The following is a 23216-nucleotide window of genomic DNA, read 5'->3' as shown; positions in this document are numbered from 1 at the left end:
CCATGAGTTCGCCGACAGTCCCCGTCGGTGTCGCCAGAAAGCTCTCCCTTCTCGACCGGCTGCTGCCCGTATGGATTATCGCGGCCATGGTCCTGGGCATCGGCCTGGGCCGAGCATTCCCGGACCTGGGCACGCGGCTCGACACGGTGAAGCTGGACACCGTCTCACTGCCCATCGCCCTGGGGCTGCTGTGGATGATGTACCCGGTGCTGGCGAAGGTGCGCTACGGCGAGCTCGGGCAACTGAAGACGCGGGGCAAGCTCTTCGCCACCTCGCTGGTGCTCAACTGGGTCGTGGGCCCGGTGCTGATGTTCGCCCTGGCGTGGTTGTTCCTCCCGGACCTGCCCCACTATCGCAACGGCCTCATCCTCATCGGACTGGCTCGCTGCATCGCCATGGTCCTCATCTGGAACATGCTCGCCTGTGGAAGCAACGAGGTGGCCGCCGTCCTGGTGGCGCTCAACTCGGTGTTCCAGATTCTCTTCTACTCGGTGCTCGGCTGGCTCTTCCTCACCGTCATCCCGGGGTGGTTCGGCCAGACGGGAGCGGTGTTCGACGTGTCGATGTGGAGCATCGCCCGGAGCGTGCTCATCTTCCTCGGGGTGCCACTCATGGCGGGCGCGCTGACTCGCGGGGTGCTCACGAAGTGGAAGGGCGAGGCGTGGTACGAGCAGCGCTTCCTCCCGCGACTGGGGCCCACGGCGCTGCTGGGGCTGCTGTACACCATCGTCCTCATGTTCGCGATGCAGGGCGAGAAGATGACGCGCCTTCCCCTGGACGTCGTTCGCATCTCCCTGCCGCTGCTCGTCTACTTCGCCGTCATGTTCACGAGCGCCTTCTTCGTCTCGCGAAAGCTGGGCTTCAACTACGAGGAGACGACCTCGCTCGCCTTCACCGCGGCGGGCAACAACTTCGAGCTGGCCATCGCCGTCGCGGTGGGTGTCTTCGGCATGGCCTCGGGCGAAGCGCTCGCGGGCGTGGTGGGGCCCTTGATTGAAGTGCCCGCGCTCATCTCCCTCGTCTATCTGTCGCTGTGGCTCCGGCGCGGATTCTTTCCAGAGGCCTCGACATGAACCTCGTCATCTTCGCCTGTGTCCACAACGCGGGGCGCTCGCAGATGGCGGCGGCCTTCTTCAACGCGATGGCGGACCCCACCAAGGCACGGGCCCTCTCGGCGGGAACGAACCCGGGAACGCAGGTCCATCCCGAGGTGCGCGCCGCCATGGCGGAGGTAGGCATCGACCTGTCGACGGCTCGGCCCCAGCTCCTCACGGACGCGCTGGCGCAAGACGCCCAGTGGCTCGTCACCATGGGGTGTGGCGATGCGTGTCCTGTCGTCCCGGGGTTGAAGCGAGGCGACTGGCCGCTGGAAGACCCCAAGGGCAAGCCCGTCGAGCGGGTGCGCGAGATTCGAGACGAAGTCCGTGCCCGTGTGGTCGACTTCCTGTCCCGAGAGGAGTGGTCACGATGACTGTCACGCTGCGGCCTGCCCGACCCGAGGACCTGGGCCCTGTCGAAGCCCTGTTGACCTCGGCGGGACTTCCGCTCCAGGGAGTCGCACGCCACCTGCCCGCGTTCCTTGTCGCCGAACACGAGGGAGCCATCGTCGGGGCCGCCGGTCTCGAGGTGTACGCCACCGGCGCCTTGCTCCGCTCCGTCGTCATCGCCCCCGCGCGGAAGGGACAGGGGCTGGGCGCAAAGCTGATTCACCGGCTGGTCCAGAAGGCGGAGGCAGAGGGAATCGGCACGGTGTTCCTGCTCACCACGACGGCGGAGGACTACTTCCCGCGCTTCGGGTTCACTCGCATCGAGCGAGCCAACCTCCCTCCCGAGTTCCAGGCCTCCGAAGAGCTTCGAGGCGCGTGTCCCGCCAGCGCCGTGGTGATGCGCCGCACCGCACCTCCGGTCGGGTAGCCGCTCAGTCGCTCTCGTTCGGAGGCGGTGCCTGCTCCGCGAGGGGCGGGTCCATCAGCGCGGCGACCTCGGGGGCGTAGCCTCCGGGTCCTTCACCGTGGACGACGAGCGGTGGGCGCACGGTGAGTCCCCTGTCCCTGTCACGCACGGCCTGCACGAGAAACCGCGTCGCGGGGGCATCCACGCGCGAGTGGACGAAGCGCAGGACGCGAGGATGCAGCTTCGCCTGGGCCAGGAACCCAAGGACCTCGGCCGCGCGCGCCGCGGGATACACCAGGCTCACCAGGCCCCCGGGAGCGAGTGCGTAGCGTGCCGCCGTGATGACGGCCTGGGCATCACAGGCCACCTCGGACTTGGAGATGGCGCGCTCGTCATCCGGGCTGCGGACTCCCGCGTCGGCGACTCGGAAGGGAGGGTTCGACACGACATGGCCGTAGGCACCACCGGTGACGAACTCTCGGATGCGACACAGGTCTCCGAGCATCGGCCGCACCCGGGCCTCACAGGCATTGAGCGCCACCGCGCGCGTGAGCCGAGCGAACACGGCGGGCTGGAGTTCGAGGGCATCCACGGGCCCCAGGCCGAATTGTTTCACCAGGAGCAATGACACCACACCGCTGCCCGCGCCCAGTTCGAGGACAGGACTCGCGGGGCTCGGGGTAGACTCGGTGGCCGCGAAGTGCGCGAGCAACACGGCATCCAGCGTGAAGCGGTAGCCATTGCGTCGTTGAAACACGCGCACGCCCGCCGTACCGATGGAGTCGAGCGTCTCGTCCGGGCCGGGCTGGAGGTGGGAGGGTGTCACGGGGTGAGTCCCCCAAGCTTGCATCCGCGTCGCACACGCGTCCACTGGGGTGGCGCGGGTGTCCTGTCACGGGCTCACGAGGACTGATAGAGATGAAACATGGGGCACCCGTCCACCGAGAATCGCACCCCCTTCATCTTCGAGCCCCTGTTCCTCACCGATGAGGTGTTGCGGCCCCTGTTCGTGCCCGTGGTGAAGGCCACGTTCGACTTGAAGCCTCGCGGTGCGCCGGTGCTCGCGGAGGAGCAGGCGCCCTTGATGGTCGCGGGCGAGCGCTGGGACGGAGCAGCGACCTCCAGTCCGCGCCTGGAGCCCGAGAGCGCGTTCACCAAGGTCGGCACGGACGTGGTGCTGCTGGGACACGCGCATGCGCCCAAGGTGGGGACGCGCGAATTGCTCGCGGAGTTGCATGTCGGGCCCATCCACAAGCAGGTGCGCGTGGTGGGAGACAGGACGTGGTTCAAGAGCCTGGGTGGCATCGGCATCACCCAGCCGCTGGCGTTCGAGCGCATCCCCCTGCGCTACGAGCGGTCCTTCGGGGGTTGGGACAAGAGCGCGCAGGACGCCGCGAAACACACGTTCGAGCCTCGTAATCCACTGGGCACGGGCTTTCGAGCCAAGGGGAGTCGGTTCGAGGAAGGGCTCCGGCTGCCGAATCTGGAGTCGCCCACGGATGTGTTGAAGATGTGGGGCCAGTGCCCGACGCCCACGGGGTTCGGCTTCATCGAGCCGCACTGGCAACCGCGCGCGTCCTATGCGGGGACGTATGACGACGCGTGGCGCAAGTCGCGCAGCCCGCTGTTGCCGAAGAACTTCGACCGGCGATTCTTGAATGGGGCGCCCAAGGACCAACTCGTCACGGAGTACCTGCGGGGCGGTGAGTCCGTGTTGCTCGCGCACGTAGCGCCCGGAGGGGTGATGGGCTTCAAGCTGCCCGCTCTGTCACCGCCACGGGTGCTGGCACCGCGAGCGCGGGGACTGGATGACGCGGACCTGGAGTTGAAGTTGGACACGGTCGTCATCGACACGGATGCGATGAAGCTGTTCCTCGTGTGGCGAGGGACGTTCACCTTGCAGCGCGAGCCGACAGAGCTGCGTTCCATCCAGGTGACGTGTGACGGCGCGGAGGGGCTCGTTCCCGGACAAGCCGTCGGGCCGGGGTGACGTCCGAGGGCGCGGCGGGGCTCGTTCCCGCGCGACCCGTCGGACTGGGGTGGTGTGCGACGCGCGGCGAGGGCTCGTTCCCGAGAACCCGTCGGACTGGGATGACGTGAGACGCGCGGCGAGGCCTCCCTCGCAGTCAATCTGTTGGGCTGGGGCGACGCGCGACGGCGCGGCGGGGCTCGTTTACGCCATCACGTCTGCCCGGGGTGACCACCGAGGGCGGGGTGCGGCGCGGCGCCGGGCAGCCCATCGCCCGAGATGACGCGGGCTACCCAGCCGGAGTGGTCTGGAGGGCCCAGTCGCCGGTGTAGCTCACCGTCATGGGGACTCGGGCGAGGGGAGGGCAGTAACGGAAGCTGGTGTCCTCGGGAGCGATGCCGGCGCGCTCGGCCAGCCGCAGCAGGGCGAGTCCTTCCAGCCAGATGAACCGATGTGGCGCGAAGGACGTCACGGGCGTCGACAGTGAGCGGGCACGCTTCTCGGTGGAGAGGCCGTACTCGAGACACGCGGTGGCGAAGGCCTCGGCGAAGGCGGTCCGGTCCGTGGAGGCCAGGGCCCGAGCGACGGCGACGCGGCTGGCGTAGGGCTCCTTGCCCACCTTCTCCAGGGGAACGAGCACGCGCTCCAGGGCGACGGACGGGGCGGGTGGGGTGCGCGCGAGGAGTTGGAGGGTGGAGGCCCAGAGAAACTCGTCCTCGTACTCGGCGCCCTGTTGCCACTGGGTGCTGGAGCTGGCGGCGACGGCCTCCGCGAGGGGGAAGTGGCCTGCGGCGAGGGCACCCAACAGGGGGGTATTGCGCCGGGCGGGGGGATGAGGGAGTCCGCGAGTCTCGAGGAGGAGGTGGAGGCGGCGAGCGTTCTCGGCCATCCGGCAGAGGTTGAGGAAGAACCCCTGGGGGTTGCCGTCGACGAGCAGGGTGGCGACGGCGATGAGGTGCAGGTCGAGGGTGATGCCATCGAGCCGGGTAATGAGACTGGGGCGGTCGGCACCGGGGTCGAACCGGCTCAGTTTTTCACCCAGTGAGTCAGCCGCGTCAGCGCGAAGGGAAATCAGGCGAGCCATGGGAGAAGTGCGGGCAAGCGTAGCCTGGAAACGAGCCTTCGGGCAGCATTGACGTCAAGAGGTGGCGACCTTGCGCCAGCCTCGCTCCAGGTGGGTGTGCGCATGAGCAACCTCAGTGCGAACGAGATGAACACGGCGCTGTCGCAGCGACTCTTGTCCATCTTCGAGCGAAGCCGGGACCGGAAGTACGCAGCGGCCAAGGAAGCGAAGAAGAAGAAGCCGAAGCCAGCGGAGGAGTCCGCGGACGACGCCGACCATGTCGACAGCAACGCGCCACCGCGCGGGGTGCTCGGCAAGGATAATTACTATGCGCAGAACGGCTCGAACTACATCGCGTCGTTGGACGGGCGCGGCGTGTACCGAGTGTTCGACCATCCGCACCTGGATGAAATCCGGGACATGGTGCGCGAGACAGCGGAGTTCCCGGGAGGACCGCCGGAGAACTTCAATCCAGGGGCGAAGGACAAGGAGAAGAAGCCCGCGCTCCAGAAGTACCCGTATGCATGGGAGGCCCACCACATCCTCCCGGGCTCGGCGTTCTATTACGAGTTGGAGGATGGGACGGTCTTCACGTACCAGCAGCTCCGGCTGATTCTCCAGTCCGAGTACAACCTCAATCACGGCCACAACATCATCATGCTGCCAGACCAGGCCTGGGCGGTGCCAGTCCATGCACTCCTGCAACACCCGGGCGACCATCCCAATTACACGCAGCAGGTGATGCGACAAATGAAGGTCATCGCTAAGGATATCCAAGCAAAGATTGATTCAAAACAAGCCCACGAAGCCTTACTGGAAGACATCTTCAAACAGTTACAGCAACTCGAGAACAGGTACTGGATCCTTCTCGTAAAGCTGAGTAGGGCAGTGGTGGCGTCTGTCACCCAAGGCAAAGAATATAAACACGCCCTCGTTCGCTATGCGCCCAAAGACTTAAAAGCCAAAAGTCGCTACGAGTGGGGCGCCCTTTACTAATAAAAGGATTTAAGACTATGAAATACTTCGTACTTAAAGTCATGGCAGAAGAAGCTGGCTTCATCGAGAAGTATCCTCGTGGCAGTCCTACCGATTGGAAATTCGATAGAGGAATCAGTCTCGCCAAAGAGTTCCCCTCGGGCGGCGAGGTCTCCTTCTCAAAAAATTACCCCGACGACCGGAACCTCTACGACTTCCAGCCCAACCTGATGAGCGATCTCCTGGTTTCAGGGCGAGCACGCAAGCTCATCGACTCGCTGGAGGTCACCAACGCCGAGTGGCTCCCCGTCGTGGTCAAGGATCACAAGGGCAATGTCGTGGGTCCCGACTATGCCTTCCTCAACTTGCAGGGTGCCGAGCCGGCCATCGACATGGACCGCTCCGTCTACGAGATAAATCATCTAGCAAAAGACCAGATTGGCCTCATCGAGAAGCTGGTACTCAAACCCGATGCCATCAGCCCTCGGGCCAAGATATTCCGCTGCACCACGGAAACCCGCCTCACTCTCATCCGAGAAGACGTCCTTGCTGCCTTCGAAGAAGCTGGGCTAACAGGCTTCAGGGTCTATGATGCCGAAGGTTGGGACGGCGTGGAGATCTGAGTCTTCTCAAGCAGAAGGCTAACAGTTCCATGAACTACTTCGTCTTCAAGATCAGGGCAACAGAAGCGGGCTACATCGAGGAATACCCTCGTGGCAGTCCTGCGGACTGGAAGTTCGACAAAGGCATCAGTCTCGCCAAGGAGTTTCCCATGGGTGGCGAGGTTTCTTTCTCAGACAATTATCCCGACGACCGGAATCTCTATGACTTCCAGCCCAACATGATGAGCGACCTCCTGGTTTCAGGACGGGCTCGCAAGCTCATCGAGTCGCTGGAGGTCACCAATGCCGAGTGGCTCCCCGTCGTCGTCAAGGACCACAAGGGGAATGTCGTGGGCCCTGACTACGCCTTCCTCAATTTGCAGGGCGCCGAAGATGCCATCGACATGGAGCGTTCCGATTACAGAATGGATGCCATTGCCAAGGACCAGATTGATCGCATCAACAATCTTGTCCTCAAGCCTGGAACCATCAGCCCTCAGGCCAAGATGTTCCGCTGCAAAGGATATCTCCGCCTCATCCTCATCCGTGAGGATGTCCACGCTGCCTTTGAGCAAGCAGGATTGACTGGCTTCAAAGTCTATGAAGCCGAGGGCTGGGACGGTTTCGAGCTCTGAGCCGCTCAAGACCTACGGCCATTACCCCCATGAAATACTTCGTCTTCAAGGTCATGGCGGTAGAAGCAGGGTTCATCGACGAGTATCCCAAAGGGAGCCCTACTGACTGGAAGTTCGATGAAGGCATCAGCCTCGCCAAAGAGTTTCCCATGGGTGGCGAGGTCTCCTTCTCCAAGAACTATCCTGATGACCGGAACCTCTACGACTTCCAGCCCAATCTGATGAGCGATCTCCTGGTCTCAGGGCGGGCTCGCAAACTCATCGAATCGCTGGAGGTCACCAACGCCGAGTGGCTGCCTGTCGTCGTCAAGGACCACAAGGGAAATGTCGTGGGTCCCGACTACGCCTTCCTCAATTTGCAGGGCGCCGAGCCCGCTATCGACATGGAGCGCTCGGTCTACAGGATGGATTCCCTGGAGAAAGACCAGATCGGCCGCGTCAAGAATCTGGTGCTCAAGTACGACGCCATCAGTCCTCAGGCCAAGATGTTCCGCTGCACCATGGAGCGCCGCCTCATCCTTATTCGCGAGGATGTCCATACCGCCTTCGTCGAGGCGGGACTGACTGGTTTCAAGGTCTACAACGCTGAAGGCTGGAACGGCCTGGAGCTCTGAATCTATATGTTCGAAGCCAACTGCATCGAAGAACAGCCCGCTGACATCGTCGCTCGCATCCTCGAGGAACAGGTGCCGTGCTTCGTCACAGCGCGCGAGGGAGTCCGTGGGGTTCTGCTCCCCCTGGACGAGGTCTACACCGAGGTCCTGGAACTGCATTCTCGCGTCATCGACGCGCGGATGAAGGACCTGGTCCGACCCGGCAAGGACATGGCCATGTACTGCATTCAGGTCAGCCTGTCGGACGAACATGACGCCATCCGCTTCAGTGATGAAGAGGGGGAACCCGTCCTCGCACTGGTGGGCGCCATGCGCTTCCTGCGTTGGATGGAAGAGTCCGAAGAGGAAGCATGAAGCGCGCTCAACCACGGGACCTGCTGTGAAATACTTCGCCTTCGCCGTCATGGCCGAGGAAGCAGGATTCGTCGACGAGTACCCTCGTGGCAGCCCGACGGATTGGAAGTTCGACAAGGGCATCAGCCTCGCCAGGGCGTTCCCGATGGGCGGGGAGGTTTCCTTCTCCCGTAACTACCCCGACGACCGGAACCTCTACGACTTCCAGCCCAACCTGATGAGCGGCCTCCTGGTTTCAGGGCGGGCACGCAAGCTCATCGAGTCGCTGGAGGTCACCAACGCAGAGTGGCTCCCCGTCGTGCTCAAGGACCAAGAGGGCAACGTCGTCGGTCCTGACTATGCCTTCCTCAATCTGCTCGGCGCCGAAGATGCCATCGACATGGACCGCTCGGTCTACAGGATGAATGCCATCGCCAAGGACCAGGTCGGCCGCGTCAAGAATCTGGTGCTCAAGTACGACGCCATCAACCCTCAGGCCAAGATGTTCCGCTGCACCACGTATCTCCGCCTCATCCTCATTCGCGAAGACGTCCTCGCCGCCTTCGAACAGGCGGGGCTGACGGGCTTCAGGACCTATGAGGCCGAAGGCTGGGATGGCCTGGAGCTCTGAGCCCCGCCTACGTGCCCCGCTTGCGCCCCGCCGTCAGGTGGATGACGGCTCGCTCTCCCGCATCCGCCGAGGAGAGCACCAGCACCATCGGCGCCGGCGCGTAACCCCGCTCCAGTGCCCGAAACGTCAGCGCCGTCGCCACGGCCCCTGATGCCACTCCCGTGTGCCCGAAGCTCTTCGCCGGCATCCACACCGCGCTTCGCTCGAAGCGGGCATCCGTGTCCCTCAGGCGCACCTGGAGCATCCCCCACTCGAACGCCCTCGCGTACTGGCCATCATGGTCCGACACGAGCAACGGCGCGGACACCTCCGCCCCCCATGGCCCCAGCGCCGCGAGCACCTGCCGCGTCAGCTCCTGACCGTCCGGCGGCTGTTCTCCATCCAGCGTCGCCGCATCACGCCCCTGCGTCACCCTCACGACGGCCAGGCTCGGCTCCACCGGCGCCTCACGCACCAGCAACAGCGCCACCGCGGCCTCTCCCGCCATCAGCCCCGTGGCCATCCCCGGCGTCTTGAGCCGCTCCCGCTGGTGCAACGACGTCAGCGTCTCCGGCGAGACGAAGCTGTCCACCGCGCACAAGAGCGCACGCTCCACCTTCGAACCTCGCAGGTCCTCTCCCGCCGCCGCCAACGCCTGCGCGAAGGCCACGTTCCCCGCGTGGAACGCCTTCACGGAGCCCCTCCACGCCGGCAGGCCCAACGCCTGCCATGTCCCCTTCACCAGCCGGTCCACCAGCAACGCGATGCGCTCCGATGCCTCGTCCGGGTCCTCCTCGAACGGGTCCTTCTGGGTCGTGAAACCCCGAGCCTCCGGATCCGGCAACACCAGGTAGAGCCCCACGTGCGGCCCCAGCGCCCGGAGGTCCTCCCGCGCTCCCAGGTCCACCAGCGCCTCCGCCAGCAACGCCACCAGTCGCCCCACTCCGGAGAAACCCAGGGTGGCATCTCCCGCCGCGTGCACCGTGACGGGGCTCGGCTCCTCGTCACCCTTCAGGAAGACCTCGAAGTCGGGCGCCGCCGATGGCCAGGCCATCCCCGCTCGAAACGCCGCCGAGGCGGGCACCAGCCCCCCCAACGACGACGACATTCCCATCACCTGGACCCATCCCACCATGCGCGCCTCGGCCTCCGTCGCCTGAAAACAGAGTCTTCCACGAGGCGTCACCACGAACCACCACCCCCGCTCGTACCAGCGCTCCGGGAGCGATACACTCGGCTTGAGACACACGAGGCCCCGGCCTCGTCAGGAGTCACCCGTCATGAGCGCGACCGTCGGTGTCAACAAGCTGTCCGTCGTCCACAAGGATACCAACGGGAACACCATCGCCTTCCCGGACGTGTGCAAGACGCCCAGCCCCGCCGGCCCCGTCCCCATCCCGTACCCCAACATCGCCATGTCCTCCGACACCGCGAAGGGCACGAAGAAGGTCTCCGTGGACGGCAAGCCCGTCTGCGTCGAGGACTCCAACTTCAGCACCAGCAGCGGTGACGAGGCTGGCTCCGCAGGCGGCGGCGTCGCCTCCAGCAAGACCAAGGGCAAGGCCGAGTTCGTCAACTACTCCTTCGACGTGAAGTTCGAAGGCAAGAGCGTGGCCCGGACCTTCGACCTCATGCTCCACAACGACAAGAACACCCCGCCCGCGCCGCTGCTCCAGGGGCCTGTCGTCGCGCTCGGCCAGGACGAGATGAAGGCCAAGTGCCTGGTCTGCGAAAAGGAGCTGTGAAGATTCGCCGGCCCACCGTTCGCTGGGAGCTGCTCGAACATCACCTCGAAGAGGCCGAGTTCCTCTGGACGCAGTGGGAACAGGCCCTCTGGAGTCCGGAGTTCACCCTCTCGGAAGTCTCGGACGGAGACGAGGGGCGCCTGCTCGCCCATCTGGATGCGCTCGTCCTGGGCGGTCCTCCCGCGGCCCGACGCTTCCTCGTGCCCGCCCTCGCCTCCGAGGAGCCCGCTCGCATCGCCGTGGCCACCTGGGTGCTGCTCTCCTCCGAAGACCCGAGCGGGCACGACGCTGTCTTCAAGTCCCTCGAAGCCACTCCCGATGAAGCGGGTCCAGGCATCCTTCGCGCGCTGGAGCTGCTCGCGCGTGATGACCTCCACGCGGCCTTCCTGAAGCGACTGCCGGGACTTCCCCCCGAGGTCCAGGCGGGAATCGTCCGAGCGAGACGACTCCAGCGGCTCGCCTTGCCCGACACGTTGAACGGGGATGACGCCCTTCAGGCCGAGGTCCTCCGCGCCCTGCCTTACGTGCCTCGGACCGCCCTGGGCGACACCCAGGTGAAGCGCGCGCTAGGCCACGACAGCGCCCTGGTGCGAGACGCCGCGCTGGAGGTGGGCCTGCTGTTCGGTTCACGTGACGCCTGGACCGTGGCTCGTGAGCGGGCCGCGTCCCAGGAGCCCACTCCGCGCGCGGGGCTGCTCTCGCTGGCCGTGGCGGGAGACTCGAAGGACCTCGCGGACCTCGTGGGTCGGCTCGCGGATGAGCAGGTCCGCGAGGAGGTCATCTGGGCACTGGGCTTCAGCGGCAAGCCCGCCGCGGCGGAGGCCTTGCTCCCCCTGCTTCATGACGAAGACTGGGGACTGCTCGCCGCCTCGTCGTTCGCGGCCATCACCGGCCTTCCGCTCGCACCGCCCTTCATCCTGGAAGAACTCTCCGAGGAAGACGCGTCCGAGGAGGAAGAGGACGCCGAGGCTCCCGCGCCAGATGACCTGCGCGAGACGCTGCCCGGGCCCCGAGTCCTCCCTGGGCGCGTGGATGCGCACGCCGTGGAGCACTGGTGGGCGGGGCGACGTGCGAGCCTGATTCAGACGGAGCGCTACCTGCGGGGTACTCGTCTCACGGCGGAGGGACTGGCCACGGCCCTGGAGACAGAGCCGATGCGACGCCGTCCCGCGCTCGCCTGGGAGGTCGCCCTGCGCAGCGGCGGTGCGCTGTTCATCGAGCCCCGACTGTGGAGCCTCTCGCAGCGACAGCAGGCGCGGACGCTGGTGGCACAGCTCACACGCGGCTGGAACCGGCTGCAGAGCCGCTGAATCCACGGCGGAAGAGGGGACAGTGGGCACACCACCGTCCCCTCCGTTTCACGCTACGGCGTGTACACGACGGTGAGCACGGCGTTCGTCGAGTCCTTCACGAACAGGTACTGCGTCGCCGTCTGCTCCAGGCTGAAGCGCAGCCGAAGCTGCGTCCTCCCCGTCCGGTTGATGGAGGCCAGGCCCGCGCCGCTGAAGTCCGCCGAGGCCTTCGCCCCACTCGCGAACTTGTCGATGCTCGCCACTGCGGTCGCATCGGCCGCCGCCGCCCAGTCCGTGACTTCCGTGGACGCGGCGTTGAACGTCCCCGCCTTCACGTCGATGACCACCGTGTTCCCCGCCGGCGTCGACCACGCGTCGCCCGAGCCCGACGAGTAGCTCACCGTGAGATACGCCCGCGTCACCGTCGCCCCATCCGGCAGGCTCGACGTGTCGAATGAGACGAAGGAGCGGTTGTACTTCCCATCCGTCCCACGCCCCAGCGCCAGGTTCGTCAGCGTCCCCAGCACCGCCGCGCTGCCGTCCGCGTTCGCCTTCAGGTAGCCATCCTCCGCCGCGATGCTCGTGAAGCTCGCCGTCGTGGGCGTCGGCGTCCCCGTGTTGTTCACCGTGACGCTGGTATCGCTGTCCGTCGCCTGGTTCCCCGCGGCGTCATACGCCCGAGCCCCCAGCGTGTGCGCCCCGTTCCCCACGCCCTGGCTGTTCCATGTGAATTCGTACGGCGCCGCCGAGGCCGTCGCCACCGGGCTGCCATCCACCAGCAGCTCCACCCGCGCGACACCCACCGCGTCCGAGGCACTCACCACCACCTTCACCGCGCCGCTCACCGTCGTCCCACTCGCCGGAGACGTCACGTTCACCGTGGGCGGCGTGGTGTCACCGCTCGGCTCGCCACCGCCTCCGGTGAGGCCGAAGAACTTCGCCTGGTGATACACGGCGCAGATGTTCGCGTCCGTCACGTACGCGCCCGTGGAGCCACACGCCGTGGTGCTCCCGGGGAAGTTGTACTGCGCGTCGAACGCCACCGCGTGACCCATGCCGGTGATTTCCCACGTCTCGACGAGCGCCCGGCCCGCGCCGTCGCGGTAGACCTTGTGCGGGAAGCCAGACACCGTCTCCGTCGTGTCCGGCGTCTGGTCGATGCCGTGAACGTTGGTCCACTGCTCCATCGCCTCCGTGCCGTTCATCGGCCGGACGGTGAAGTCGCTCGTCCCGTACCAGATGGACACCGGCGGACGCGGCCCCGTGTAGCCCGCGTAGCCACTCCGCGCCAAATCCCCCCACGCCGCGGGCGTCTTGTCCGTGCCCGGGCTCATGCACGAGAACGCCGCGTTCATCGACGTGGCGCACTTGTACGGCCCTCCCGCGTTGATGGCCCCCGCGGAGAAGACGTCCGGATACACGGAGAGCAGCGCCGGAGCCATGTACCCACCGGCCGAGAAGCCGACGACGTACACCCGCGACGCGTCGATGGAGTACGCCGCCTTCATCGCGTCCACCATCTGCTTGATGGACAGCGCCTCGCCCGAGCCACGCGCGATGTCACCCGGCTCGAACCAGTTGAAACAACTGGTCGCGTTGTTGCCGCTCGCCTGCTGCGGATACACCACGTAGAACTTGTAGACGTTGGCCGCCGCCGTCCAACCACTCAGCTCCATGCCCGTCGCGTTCTGCGTGCAGCCGTGGAGCACCACCACCAGCGGCGCGTTCGCCGCCACACCCGTCGGCACGTGGCGATACATCGCCAGGTTGCCCGGGTTGCTGCCAAAGCCCGTCACCTGCGTCAGCCCCAGCTCGGACTGTCCCAGCTCCGGCTCGGCCTGCACGGAGGGCTCGGCGTCGAGCCCACCACAGCCCACAGCCCCCGCGAACAACCACGCGGCGAGGGTGAATCGAGAACACGTCGAAGTGAAGCGGGAACGCTGCGAGGACATGGTGCCTCCCGGGCCGCCGGGGGGAAGAGACGGCCACGGGCCGCAACGTGACTCCCCCGCATCTCCCGGGTTCAAGGCGCGCCGCGTCGCCTCGACGGTGAAATATGAACCAGGATTCATTTTATGCACTGCGTCGAATTTCCATGAAACATGAACCATTCTTCAGTTCACGTTCCGCTCGGGAATCCGACCCTGGCCGCCGTCACCCGCGAAACACCGAGACAACGTCCTCCGTCAGGCTCACGGCAGCCGACCTCCACCAGGACGACTCCGGGGCCTCTCGGCGCGCCACCCGGTGACAGGACCGCCTTTCCCCAGCCGAGCGCGGACCTCTGGGGTCCACGGTCCGGCGGGGCAGGGCACCTCATGCCCTGTGCTCTTCGTCAGAGCACCAGGCGCCGAGCGCCGAGCACCGAGCTCGGACTCAGGACGCGGGGCGCTCGGCGGCGAGGCGTTCGGCCACGTCGATGACTCGGGCCTCCACGCACACGCCATCCAGGTGGTTGGCTTCCACCAGGCCCGTGGGGCTCGTCACGTTCACCTCGGTGAGGTAGTCGCCGAGCACGTCGATGCCCACGAGCAGGAGGCCGCGCTTGCGCAGCTCGGGCTTGAGCCGCTCGCAGATTTCCAAGTCGCGCGCCGTGAGCACCGCCTTGTGCGGCGTCCCACCGGCGGCCATGTTCCCGCGGTGGTCATCTCCGGACGGCACTCGCAAGACGCCGCCCACCGGCTCGCCATCCACCAGGAGGATGCGCTTGTCGCCCAGGCGGCTCTCCGGGATGTACGCCTGCGCGACGACGGCCTCGCGGCCTCCCTGGGTGAGCAGCTCCACGGCCGAACGCGCGTTCCTGTCACCCCGCGACAGGAAGAGGATGCCCTTGCCGCCAAAGCCGTCGATGGGCTTGAGGATGGTGCCCGCCTCGTTGCGCGCGATGAAGTCCAGCAGCACCGGCAGCTCGCGGGTGATGCGGGTGTCCGGCATCAGGTCCGGATAGCGCAGGGCGAAGAGCTTCTCATTCGCATCCCGGATGCCCGCCGGGTCGTTGATGTAGACGGGCTTGCGGCCCTGACATAGCTCCACCAGCTGTGTCGCATGGAGAAATTCAGAGTCGACGGGCGGGTCCTTGCGCAGGAAGAGCACGTCCAGGTTCGACAGCGGATGCGTCGCCTCGTCGAGCACGTCGAAGTGCCGGCCCAGCTCCCGGCGCACGGTGACATGGCGCATGCGCGCCTCCGCGCAGCGCCCGTTGAACCGCAGCCAGCCCTGCTCGAAGTAGAGCACCCGGTGGCCGCGCTTCTGGGCCTCCAGCATCAGCGCGAAGGTGGAGTCATGGTCCACTCGCACGGTCTCGAGCGGGTCCATCAGGAAGCCAATGGTGAGCGCGGCCATAGTCTCGTCGAAGGTGATTGAAAGGGTGCGCGAAGATAACAGGACCGCGTGTCACATCCCCAGCTTCATGGGGGGCGCGAGCGAGCCCGCGTCGCCCTACGGCAAATCCTGCCAGCTATCGAATCTGCGGGTCGTCGCTTCTCCCGCGACGATGTCCACCCTGAGGGTGCGCCACTTCCCCTGAGGGTCGCGAACCTTCAGGGTGCGCGTGCCCGCCGGCAGGGACAGACCCAACACGGGGATTTCTCCCGCATCCTTGCCGTCCACCTTGAGGGGCGCCTTGTCGCCATGCACGCTGAACGTCAGCTTGCCCATCCCCCGCGAGGACTTCACGACGGCGGGCTCCGGCTTCCTGTCCTCGTCTTCGTCCTCACGCGATGAGGTCGTCCGGACCTTCTCCGGCTTCTTCACCGGCTCCGGCTTCTTCACCGGCTCCGGCGCCTTCGCCAGCGCGCCCCCATCTCCCGGCTCCGGAAAGATGGGCAGCCCCGAGTTGTACGGCTTCAGCTCCACGACGGGCTCCATCGTCGCGTCCAGCGCGCTGCTCAAGCGCAGGGCGCCGTAGCCACCGCCCCCGAGGATGCCGAGCAGCACCAGGCCCCACAGGATGTTCGAGCCCCGGCGTTGTCCAGGCGTGAGGTCCGTGTCCGCCGGGGGCTGACCTGCCCGGGGCTTCACCGTCGACACCTTGCGAGAGACCTTCTTGGCTCCCGGCACGGAGGGGTTGCCCGTCCTCGGCGTGGCCTGGTTCTCGCGCACCGGCAGGTACGGCCCGTCGTCCCCACGCAGGGCGCGCTTGGCGGCCTCCAGCATGAGGCTGTTGGCGGTACCGTCCGCGCTCTCCAGCAGGGCGCGCGTGGCCGCCATCCGCTCCGTGAACAGCTCCTTCATCAGCGAGCCGCGGTGGTCCGCGTCCTGAATCAGCGAGCCCGCCGCCGCTTCAATCGCCCGCGCCATGTCCCGGCCGTTGGCGAAGCGCTTCTCACGGCTGCGCTCCAGGGACTGCATCACCACCTTGGAGACCTGCTCGGACACGTGCGGCGTAACGTGCGAGGGCCAGGGGATGGGCGCCTCGAGAATCTTCATCATCTCGTCGCGCTCCGTCTTGCCCGCGAACAGGCGCGCGCCGGTGAGCATCTCGTGCATCATCACGCCCACCGAGAACAGGTCGCTGCGGCCATCCAGCTTGTCGCCGCGCACCTGCTCCGGGGACATGTACCCGGTGGTGCCCTTCACCGTGCCCGCGTGCGTGCGCTCCAGGCTGCCCTTCGCCTTGGCGATGCCGAAGTCGAGCAGCTTCACCATGCCGTCGTACGTCACCATGATGTTCTTCTGGGCGACGTCGCGGTGGATGACGGGGCTGGGCTCGCCCGAGGGCGCGGTGAAGGTGTGCGCGTAGTGCAGCGCCATGCAGACGTCGCGCGCCACCGACAGCGTGAAGCCCAGCGGCACCGGCTGCTGGCTGCGCAGACACGCGCTCGTAATCTGGTTCAGGTTCTGCCCGGCGATGAACTCCATCGCCAGGTAGAGGCCGTCCTCCTCCTGCCCCAGGTCGAACACCTGCGCGATGTTCGGGTGGTTGAAGGCCGCGGTGATGCGCGCCTCGTCCAGGAACATCCGCTCGAACTGCTCGTTGTCCCGAGCGTCCGGCAGGATGCGCTTGACGACGACGTATTTACGGAAGCCACCCGGACCCGAGGTGAAGCCGAGGAACAGCTCGGCCATGCCACCCACGGACAGTTGTGTGACGACCTCGTACTTCCCGATGCGCTCGCCCCGATAGAAATCGATGGGTGCAACCTCCACGACAGCGCCCCGACACCGGAGCAGCACCGCAACGGAGGATAACAGGCTTGTAGGGCGCGGACGTGCGGTGAGAATGCGCCGTCACGCACGGTCGCCCCCTCATCCACCGGCGACCTGTGGATGGCCTGTGGATAGCGGGGGGTGGGTTGTGGAGAAACGGTGGCGTGGATCAGCGCCTGTGGGAAGCCGGGGGAAACCGCCAGTTTACCCACATGTAGCATCGGCCGAATTCGTCAGTCATCCCGCGAGCTTGCTGACTTATCCCCAAATCCGAGCCCTCTACTGCTTCCACTATTTGATCAATACCTACATAAAGCTTTTCTAGAAGCAGCAGGCCGCTGGGGACAACACCTGTGGACGGGTGCAACACGGTTGTAGACTGATGGGCCGTGCGCGCGTGGACCTTCATGTTCTGGCTGTTCGCCTCCCAGGCCTGGGGCGCGGAGCCGCCGCTGGTGCGCGCCGAACAACAATTCGACGCCCTGGAGTTCGATGCCGCGGCCACGTCCTTCCTGGAGGCCCTGGAGGGCCCTGGGACGCGCGTGGAGCGTCTGCGGGCATGGCGGGGGCTGGCCATGGCTCGCGCCTTCATGGGACAGCGCCAGGAGGCTCAGGCGGCCTTCGAGTCCTTGCTCGTCCTGGAGCCCTCCGCCCAGGTGAAGGACTCGCTGGGGCCCAAGGTCCAGGTGCCGTTCCTCGCGGCGCGGGCGGCGGTGGAGGGCCAGCGGCCCACACTCACGGTGACGCGGCTGGCGGATGGCCGGGTGGTGGCCGTGCTGGAGCAGCCCCGGAAGGTGGCCACGGAGGTGATGGTGGCGGTGCGCCTGCCGGGCGCGGCGGGCTTCTCCGCGGCGGTGGGCCCGCCTTCGGGGCCCGTGGCGGTGAAGGCGCCCGCGGCGCGGGCCGTGGAGGCCTATGCGCTGGCTCGGGATGCCGGAGGCTTCGTCCTCTTCGAGCAGGGCAGTCCGCGCGCGCCGCTGCGGCTGGAGGCCACCGAGCACCTGCCGCCGGCGGTGGCCTCGGCGCGTGACGCGGCGACGTCCCCCGCGGCCGAGCCGTCGTTGGAGGAGGCTCCCCGGCGCGCGTTCTGGCCCTATGTCGTGGGGGGCGTGGGACTGGCGGCGGCCGGGGTGGTGCTGGGCGTGGTGCTGACGCGGCCGGAGTCCCTGGCGCTGCCGGCGGCGGACCGCACGGAGCGTTTGCCATGAGCCTGGGGACGTCGCGGTGGGGGCTTCTCCTCGTGGTGCTGGGCGCGCTCGTCATGCCAGGCGGCTGCGAGCAGAGCACCCCACTGGTGCCGCCCGAGTTGTGCACAAGCGTGGTGTGCCCGGACAGCCAGGCCTGCGTGGAGGGCCGGTGTCTGGCCACCACATGTCAGGGCGTGGCCTGTGGCGCGGGGCGCGTGTGCGAGCGCGGCGCGTGCGTGGATCCGTCGTGTCTGGGGACGAGCTGCGCGGCGGGCGAGGTGTGTCGCGAGGGCACGTGCCGGCGCGTGAGCTGTGGTGGCACCGCGACGTGTTTCCCCACGGAGCGCTGTGTGGGCTCGGAGTGCGTGAGGGACGGATGTCTCGGCGTCGCCTGTCCCCAAGGCACGGTGTGCCGGTCCGGAGGGCAGTGCCGGAGTGTCGCGTGCTCGGCGGACTTCGCCTGCGCGTCCGATGAGCGCTGTGGCCCAGAAGGCCGCTGTGTGTCGAGCGCGGGTTGCGCCGCGGTGAGTTGCCCCGCGCAGCGCGTGTGTCGCGAGGGCGCGTGCCTGGCGCTGTCCTGCACCACCGGGGAGCAGTGCGGCCCGGGCGAGGTGTGCCGCGCCGGTGGATGCCTGTCCGCCACGGAGGCCTGCGCGGCGGTGGGCCCGTGTGCCTCCGGACAGGTGTGCCGCGCGGGCGTGTGTCAGGCGGTGGTGTGTGGCGCGGGCAAGCCGTGTCAGGGGCTGGAGGGTTGTCGCGCGGGGGTCTGCGAAGGCCCGGTGCGCGCCGAGCTGGGAAACCTGGTGCCCGCGGGAGGCGTGCTTCCTCCCGGGCCTGGCTCGGTGGGAATGGGCCTGGGGGGCACTCCCGCGCGGGGGCCCACGCACACGCTCTATCCAGGGGCCACGCCGTAGGGCGGACGGCTCAGGCGTGCGCTTCGCGCAGGCGTTCGAGGAGTGCTGGTAGTCCCGCGAGCAGCTCGCGGTCCGTGCGCTCCAACGCGTTGCGGAGGATTTCGAGGTCCTCCGCGTCACGCTCCGCGTTCACCATGCGCTGCAGTCCCCGCAGACGCTGGTTGCGCAGGACGAGCCGGGCCAGGGTGTCCTCCAGCTCCTCCGCGAGCGCCTCATCCAGTTGGAGGTCGCGACTGATGAGCTCGCGCAACTGCTCCACCAGGTAGGTGAGGTCCCAGGATTCTTCGTAGCCGGCCCGTCGAGACATCGCTTTTCACGTATCGCCGGGCTCAGCCCAGCGCTCGAGCGCGCGTGAGCCCCGAGAGGGTCAGCCGCGAGCGGGATGGATCCATCTCCACGACGACGTGGCATCCATCCAGGTCCAGGTTCAACGCGTAGGGCTCCGACATGGGCAGCAGGCCGCGCTCCTGATGCGCCAGCGAGGCCATGCGAAACAGCTCCGAGAGCAGGGCCTGCCGTGTCTCCGGAGACAGTCCATCCACGCTGCCCTGCAGGCTGCGTGGGATGAGCACGGTGAAGGCCTGGGATGATGGTGAGCCCGCGGTGGAGACGGAGGTCATGCCGTTTCCGACTGCTAGAACCGTACCCTTCTCGGATCCAACCATTCCGCGCGGTTGCAGTGGGTCCGAAGAGACCGTCTGAAAAAATCACAGGGTTTCGTCACCCGACGCCTGAAGGGTTCGCGAGGAGGCGAGGGCTTCGTGTGCTCGTTTGGCTCACTTACCCGAGCGGATGGGGATTCCGTTCGACGTTCAGCTCTCTGACGAGACTGCGATTTCGCGCGGGTGGATGAGGTCAAACGCGCCGTCGTGTTCGACGTGCTGACGCTCGGCTTGTCATCAGGGGATGCGACAACAGATGGCGTAGGCGGTGGGGGCGGTGCTGCTGGTGAGGTGGCCTCGGCAGCGATAGCCGGGCACGCCCGGGGTCTGCGTGAGGCCGTTCTCGAAAGTGACGCCCGCGGGCTGGAAGGCGACGCTCACGGGCGCGGGTCCGTCCTCGAGTCCACTGCAGCCGCCGCCCATCAGCGTCTCCCCCATGCCGCACCACGCGGTGGCGGCGCGAGGGTCGAGCGTATCGTTGCCCGTGGCACTCTTGTAACTACATGTCAGTGGGGGCCTCGCGTGGGTGTGGTCGGAGCGGGCCGCGATGCGCGCCGAGCCATTGGTGCCGCCCGCCGTCGGGAAGCTGACGCGCACGGCGAGGGGCGTGCCGGAGGCGATGAGCCCGTCTCCATACGTGGGCGCGGGCGCGTCCAGCTTCACCTTGTCGGCCGCGGACATGAAGCCGGGGGCCGTGGTGGTGGCGTTTGTATGGGTGTGGCTCGTGGGCGCGAAGGTGGAGGCGGCGCGGCCCTCCAGTCGGATGCTGTCGCTGGCGCGCAGGGCGAAGGGCACCGAGGCCAGTCGGAAGCGCGGCGTCAGCTCCGACTGGCTGGCGAGCGCGACGCCCAGGTGCATCTCCGAGCGTCGCACCAGGTCGTCCCCCAGCGGCGCCGAGGAGCCCAGCACCACCGCGTAGTACCCATTCGTCACCGGCACGGCCAGGTGGTTCTCCTGCCACAGCGGGGAGCCGCCGGTGGGCGTGGCGTAGAGGGCGAAGGCGAGGTCCTGGGGAGAGTTCTCGGGCGTGCCGTCCGCGCGCACCAGGCGCCCCTGGAAGGTCATCGTGCGCGGCACGTCCTGCGCGGCTGCGGGGAGGGCCCACTGCGCGAGCACGGCCAGGACGAGCACGAAGGTGGGACGCGGGGACATGGAGGACTCCAGTGGAGAACGGACGCCGGGAGTCTACAGGCGCGAGCGTTCAGCAGCCGAAACGCAAGCATTCCCGGAGGGTCTTGGGAGGGAGGGTGGCCGACAGCGCGGTGAGGTGCACCCCTCGCATCCTCCGGGCGCGAGGACTATACGCCAGGGCTGGAGCACGGGAGGCACCCATGGCACGCGCGACGAGAGCAGGCGGGGTGGGGTGGGCATTCATCCTGTGGGCGACGGTGCTCGGCGCCTGTCTGACGGCGTGCCGCGAGGACCCTCCCCTGGTGGGTGCCGAGGGCCGACTGAGGTTGTCGCTGTCGCGGCTGGATTTCCCCCCTGCCTTCCCGGGCGGTGTCCGCGAGGCGGAGGTGCGGGTGCTCAACGCGGGGCGCGCTCCGCTGGACGTCACCTGGACGTCGGTGGAAGCGCCCTTCTCGCTGGTGGATGCGTTGCCCTCGCGCGTGGGCGCGGGCGAGGTGCCGGTGCGGCTGCGCTTCAGCCCCCAGGCCATGGGCACGTACGAGGCCCGTCTCATCGGCACCGCGTCGGATGGAGGTCGCGCGGAGCTGGTGCTCGCGGGTGAGGCGCGGCAAACGCCGGAGTGTCAGGCGGTGACGTGCTCCACCGCGGTGTTCGACCCCGTGTCCGAGCGCTGTGTGGAGACGGTGCTCCCGGATGGCACCGGGTGTGACCCAGGCAATGCCTGTCTCACCACGGCCATGTGTCAGCAGGGACGGTGCAAGGGACTGGAGCGTCCCTGTGACGACGCCAACGCCTGCACCACGGACGTGTGCCATGCGCTGGACGGCTGTCGCGCCGTGCCCGCGCCGCCGTGTCCCGGAGCGGGGGCTTGTCAGGTGGGCACGTGCGACCCGAAGCTCGGCTGCGGCCTGGCGGATGCGCCCGATGGCACCTTCTGTGGAACGGAGCGCGGCTGTGATGCCGCCGACGTGTGCGTGGAAGGCGCGTGCGCGCGGCGCAACCTGCCGGATGGCTTCGTCTGCGCGGCGGCCAGCCCGTGTCAGGCGGAGGGACGCTGCAAGGGGCCCGTGTGCGAGCGGCCCGACGCGGTGTCGCTCGCGCCGGACTGGGTGCTGGACGCGCGGGTGCGGAGCATGAACCTGCATGACCTGCTGGTGGGGCCGGAAGGTGACGTGACGCTGGCGGGCTTCTACGAGTCAGCCCTGCTGGACGCCGCGGCGCCCGTGCCCATGCTCAGCGGTGACGCGGCCCGGCGCTGCATGCTGTGGAACGACAGGCTGCTGTGCATGGACCTGCCGGATGACGGCACGGTGTCCCTGGTGGAGCGCTACACGGGCGCGCCCCGGTGGACTTTCACCCTGGCGAGCGCGCGGCCGGATATCGCGCAGCGCACGTCCAGCCTCTTCCTGGCGCGGCTGGCGGTGATGGCCCCGGACCGACTGGCGGCCCTCTTCGAGGCCTACCCCGTGGGGCTGAACCGCGAGACGTTGTGTCGCATGTATTTCCTGGTGGTGCTGGATGCGTATGGACAGATGGTGTCCGCGCAGGAGCTCACGGACCCCCTGCTGTCCGAGTGCAACCACCCGCACCCCTTCGGAGTCGTCTCCGACGCGGTGGGGGATTTGTATGTCTCCTTCTCGCAGACGTTGAACGTGGGGGCTCCGCTCCAGGCGGGGGCCCCTTCGCTGCTGATGGCCTTCTCGTCGGACGGCGTGCCGCGCTGGCGCAAGTCACAGGCGCAGCGCGCCGGTGAGCTGGCAGTGGTGAACGGGCTTTTGTTCCCGGAGCGGGGCACGCAGGCGCTGAGCACGGCGGACGGCTCGGTGGCTGGGACTCTTCCCCAGCAGTTCGGCCGCGCGGTGGCCACGCGCGAGTGGCTGGTGCCCAGCGCACCGGGGACCACGGTGAACGTGAACGAGGGCGGCGTGCTGCCCGTGGCCACGGAGCTGAAGGGCTACGGCCTGCCCGCGCTGAGTCCCGCGTGGACGTACTCCCTGCGCTCGGGACAGCTCCTCACCTCGAAGGAGCTGCGGCTCGCGTCCTGGCCGGATGCGCCCGGGTTTCCTCCCCGGACGCTGGTGCTCACGACGGCCACGGATGGCGACGACAGGCAGTTGCTGGTGGGCGTGCGCATGACGGACGGCGGCGAGGCGTTCCAGTGCGAGCTCGACTACGCGCCCCGCTCGATTCCGCAGTTGCTGGAGCTGGCACCCGGGGCCCTGCTGCTGATGGACGGGGCCACCACCTGTGGCGAGTGTGACCCACCGTTTGCCTACAGCCAGTCGCGATTCCAGCGCTTCCCCATGCCGGGCCTGTTGCCCGCGAAGGAGCCGTGGCCGGGGACTTTCGGCGGGCCGGGCCATGACCACCACGAGGGGGCCGACCACTGAGGTTGGGACGGGGAGCGCCCTTTTCTTGAAGAAAACACGGGGGGCGTGTCGAA

Annotated in this window: 24 protein-coding genes; 15 read left to right on the top strand and 9 right to left on the bottom strand. The window is 67.4% G+C overall.

Going from position 1 to position 23216, the window contains the following annotated elements:
- Positions 1-2: 2 nt before the first annotated feature.
- From arsB to arsN2, 3 genes are read left to right on the top strand one after another with little or no spacing between them, the layout of a single operon-like run.
- Positions 3-1073, top strand: a complete 1071-nt coding sequence (gene arsB, locus HUA76_RS07075; protein ID WP_217439252.1) for an ACR3 family arsenite efflux transporter — start codon at positions 3-5, stop codon at positions 1071-1073.
- Positions 1070-1471: an arsenate reductase ArsC gene (locus HUA76_RS07070; RefSeq protein ID WP_141648265.1), complete on the top strand. Its 402-nt coding sequence runs from the start codon at positions 1070-1072 to the stop codon at positions 1469-1471. The genes arsB and HUA76_RS07070 overlap by 4 nt, the downstream gene beginning before the upstream one ends.
- Positions 1468-1914: an arsenic resistance N-acetyltransferase ArsN2 gene (gene arsN2, locus HUA76_RS07065; RefSeq protein ID WP_174460355.1), complete on the top strand. Its 447-nt coding sequence runs from the start codon at positions 1468-1470 to the stop codon at positions 1912-1914. Before HUA76_RS07070 ends, arsN2 begins: the two co-directional genes overlap by 4 nt.
- A 4-nt stretch (positions 1915-1918) precedes the next feature.
- On the opposite strand, the gene HUA76_RS07060 is transcribed toward arsN2, so the two are convergent.
- Positions 1919-2743 (bottom strand): tRNA1(Val) (adenine(37)-N6)-methyltransferase, encoded by an 825-nt coding sequence (locus HUA76_RS07060; RefSeq protein ID WP_174460354.1) that lies wholly within the window; start codon positions 2741-2743, stop codon positions 1919-1921.
- Positions 2744-2818: 75 nt separating this feature from the next.
- Here HUA76_RS07060 and HUA76_RS07055 point away from each other — a divergent pair, with 75 nt between their 5' ends.
- Positions 2819-3883, top strand: coding sequence for a DUF2169 domain-containing protein (locus HUA76_RS07055; protein WP_174460353.1), 1065 nt, complete (start codon positions 2819-2821; stop codon positions 3881-3883).
- Positions 3884-4151: 268 nt separating this feature from the next.
- On the opposite strand, the gene HUA76_RS07050 is transcribed toward HUA76_RS07055, so the two are convergent.
- A complete protein-coding gene (locus tag HUA76_RS07050) occupies positions 4152-4946 on the bottom strand; it encodes a hypothetical protein (RefSeq protein WP_174460352.1) in 795 nt (264 codons plus the stop codon).
- Between the two features lie 102 nt (positions 4947-5048).
- On the opposite strand from HUA76_RS07050, the gene HUA76_RS07045 reads away from it, so the two are divergent.
- The 6 genes from HUA76_RS07045 to HUA76_RS07020 are packed head-to-tail and all read left to right on the top strand — an operon-like array spanning position 5049 to position 8715.
- Complete coding sequence (locus tag HUA76_RS07045; RefSeq protein ID WP_174460351.1) at positions 5049-5921, top strand: AHH domain-containing protein; 873 nt, start codon at positions 5049-5051, stop codon at positions 5919-5921.
- Between the two features lie 17 nt (positions 5922-5938).
- Positions 5939-6523 (top strand): imm11 family protein, encoded by a 585-nt coding sequence (locus HUA76_RS07040; protein WP_141648259.1) that lies wholly within the window; start codon positions 5939-5941, stop codon positions 6521-6523.
- 29 nt (positions 6524-6552) lie between these two features.
- Positions 6553-7137 (top strand): imm11 family protein, encoded by a 585-nt coding sequence (locus HUA76_RS07035; RefSeq protein ID WP_141648258.1) that lies wholly within the window; start codon positions 6553-6555, stop codon positions 7135-7137.
- Between the two features lie 29 nt (positions 7138-7166).
- The gene (locus tag HUA76_RS07030; RefSeq protein WP_174460350.1) at positions 7167-7751 is read left to right on the top strand and encodes an imm11 family protein; all 585 of its coding nucleotides are present in this window, start codon (positions 7167-7169) and stop codon (positions 7749-7751) included.
- A gap of 6 nt (positions 7752-7757) precedes the next feature.
- The gene (locus HUA76_RS07025; protein WP_174460349.1) at positions 7758-8105 is read left to right on the top strand and encodes a hypothetical protein; all 348 of its coding nucleotides are present in this window, start codon (positions 7758-7760) and stop codon (positions 8103-8105) included.
- Between the two features lie 25 nt (positions 8106-8130).
- The gene (locus tag HUA76_RS07020) at positions 8131-8715 is read left to right on the top strand and encodes an imm11 family protein (protein WP_174460348.1); all 585 of its coding nucleotides are present in this window, start codon (positions 8131-8133) and stop codon (positions 8713-8715) included.
- 7 nt (positions 8716-8722) lie between these two features.
- On the opposite strand, the gene HUA76_RS07015 is transcribed toward HUA76_RS07020, so the two are convergent.
- Positions 8723-9829: a hypothetical protein gene (locus HUA76_RS07015; RefSeq protein WP_174460347.1), complete on the bottom strand. Its 1107-nt coding sequence runs from the start codon at positions 9827-9829 to the stop codon at positions 8723-8725.
- Positions 9830-9974: 145 nt separating this feature from the next.
- Between HUA76_RS07015 and HUA76_RS07010 the strand changes: the two genes are divergently transcribed.
- Entirely contained in the window at positions 9975-10439 is a 465-nt protein-coding gene (locus tag HUA76_RS07010; RefSeq protein ID WP_174456084.1) for a DUF4150 domain-containing protein, read from the top strand.
- Positions 10436-11749, top strand: a complete 1314-nt coding sequence (locus tag HUA76_RS07005; protein WP_174460346.1) for a TIGR02270 family protein — start codon at positions 10436-10438, stop codon at positions 11747-11749. Before HUA76_RS07010 ends, HUA76_RS07005 begins: the two co-directional genes overlap by 4 nt.
- A 53-nt stretch (positions 11750-11802) precedes the next feature.
- On the opposite strand, the gene HUA76_RS07000 is transcribed toward HUA76_RS07005, so the two are convergent.
- From HUA76_RS07000 to HUA76_RS06990, 3 genes are all read right to left on the bottom strand, one after another.
- Positions 11803-13683 (bottom strand): PHB depolymerase family esterase, encoded by a 1881-nt coding sequence (locus HUA76_RS07000; RefSeq protein ID WP_174460345.1) that lies wholly within the window; start codon positions 13681-13683, stop codon positions 11803-11805.
- Positions 13684-14107: 424 nt separating this feature from the next.
- Positions 14108-15073, bottom strand: a complete 966-nt coding sequence (gshB, locus tag HUA76_RS06995; protein ID WP_174460344.1) for a glutathione synthase — start codon at positions 15071-15073, stop codon at positions 14108-14110.
- Between the two features lie 96 nt (positions 15074-15169).
- Positions 15170-16906, bottom strand: a complete 1737-nt coding sequence (locus tag HUA76_RS06990; protein ID WP_371823433.1) for a serine/threonine protein kinase — start codon at positions 16904-16906, stop codon at positions 15170-15172.
- 362 nt (positions 16907-17268) lie between these two features.
- On the opposite strand from HUA76_RS06990, the gene HUA76_RS46225 reads away from it, so the two are divergent.
- Both HUA76_RS46225 and HUA76_RS06980 read left to right on the top strand, forming a co-directional pair.
- Entirely contained in the window at positions 17269-18087 is an 819-nt protein-coding gene (locus tag HUA76_RS46225) for a hypothetical protein (RefSeq protein WP_174460343.1), read from the top strand.
- Complete coding sequence (locus tag HUA76_RS06980; protein WP_174460342.1) at positions 18084-18980, top strand: hypothetical protein; 897 nt, start codon at positions 18084-18086, stop codon at positions 18978-18980. Before HUA76_RS46225 ends, HUA76_RS06980 begins: the two co-directional genes overlap by 4 nt.
- 10 nt (positions 18981-18990) lie before the next feature.
- Here HUA76_RS06980 and HUA76_RS06975 read toward each other — a convergent pair whose 3' ends face one another.
- The 3 genes from HUA76_RS06975 to HUA76_RS06965 all read right to left on the bottom strand — a co-directional run bounded on the left by HUA76_RS06975 (position 18991) and on the right by HUA76_RS06965 (position 20794).
- Positions 18991-19287: a hypothetical protein gene (locus HUA76_RS06975; RefSeq protein WP_141647154.1), complete on the bottom strand. Its 297-nt coding sequence runs from the start codon at positions 19285-19287 to the stop codon at positions 18991-18993.
- 22 nt (positions 19288-19309) lie between these two features.
- Positions 19310-19600 carry a hypothetical protein gene (locus HUA76_RS06970; protein ID WP_141647153.1) on the bottom strand — a complete coding sequence of 97 codons (291 nt, stop codon included), beginning with the start codon at positions 19598-19600 and terminating at the stop codon, positions 19310-19312.
- Between the two features lie 279 nt (positions 19601-19879).
- Positions 19880-20794 carry a hypothetical protein gene (locus HUA76_RS06965; protein WP_174456078.1) on the bottom strand — a complete coding sequence of 305 codons (915 nt, stop codon included), beginning with the start codon at positions 20792-20794 and terminating at the stop codon, positions 19880-19882.
- A gap of 179 nt (positions 20795-20973) precedes the next feature.
- On the opposite strand from HUA76_RS06965, the gene HUA76_RS06960 reads away from it, so the two are divergent.
- The gene (locus HUA76_RS06960) at positions 20974-23163 is read left to right on the top strand and encodes a tenascin-X (protein WP_174460341.1); all 2190 of its coding nucleotides are present in this window, start codon (positions 20974-20976) and stop codon (positions 23161-23163) included.
- The last annotated feature ends 53 nt before the right edge of the window (positions 23164-23216 follow it).

Source organism: Myxococcus sp. CA056, assembly GCF_013336715.1.
Classification (GTDB): Bacteria; Myxococcota; Myxococcia; order Myxococcales; family Myxococcaceae; genus Myxococcus; species Myxococcus llanfairpwllgwyngyllgogerychwyrndrobwllllantysiliogogogochensis.
This window is presented reverse-complemented; position numbering and strand designations above follow the sequence as displayed.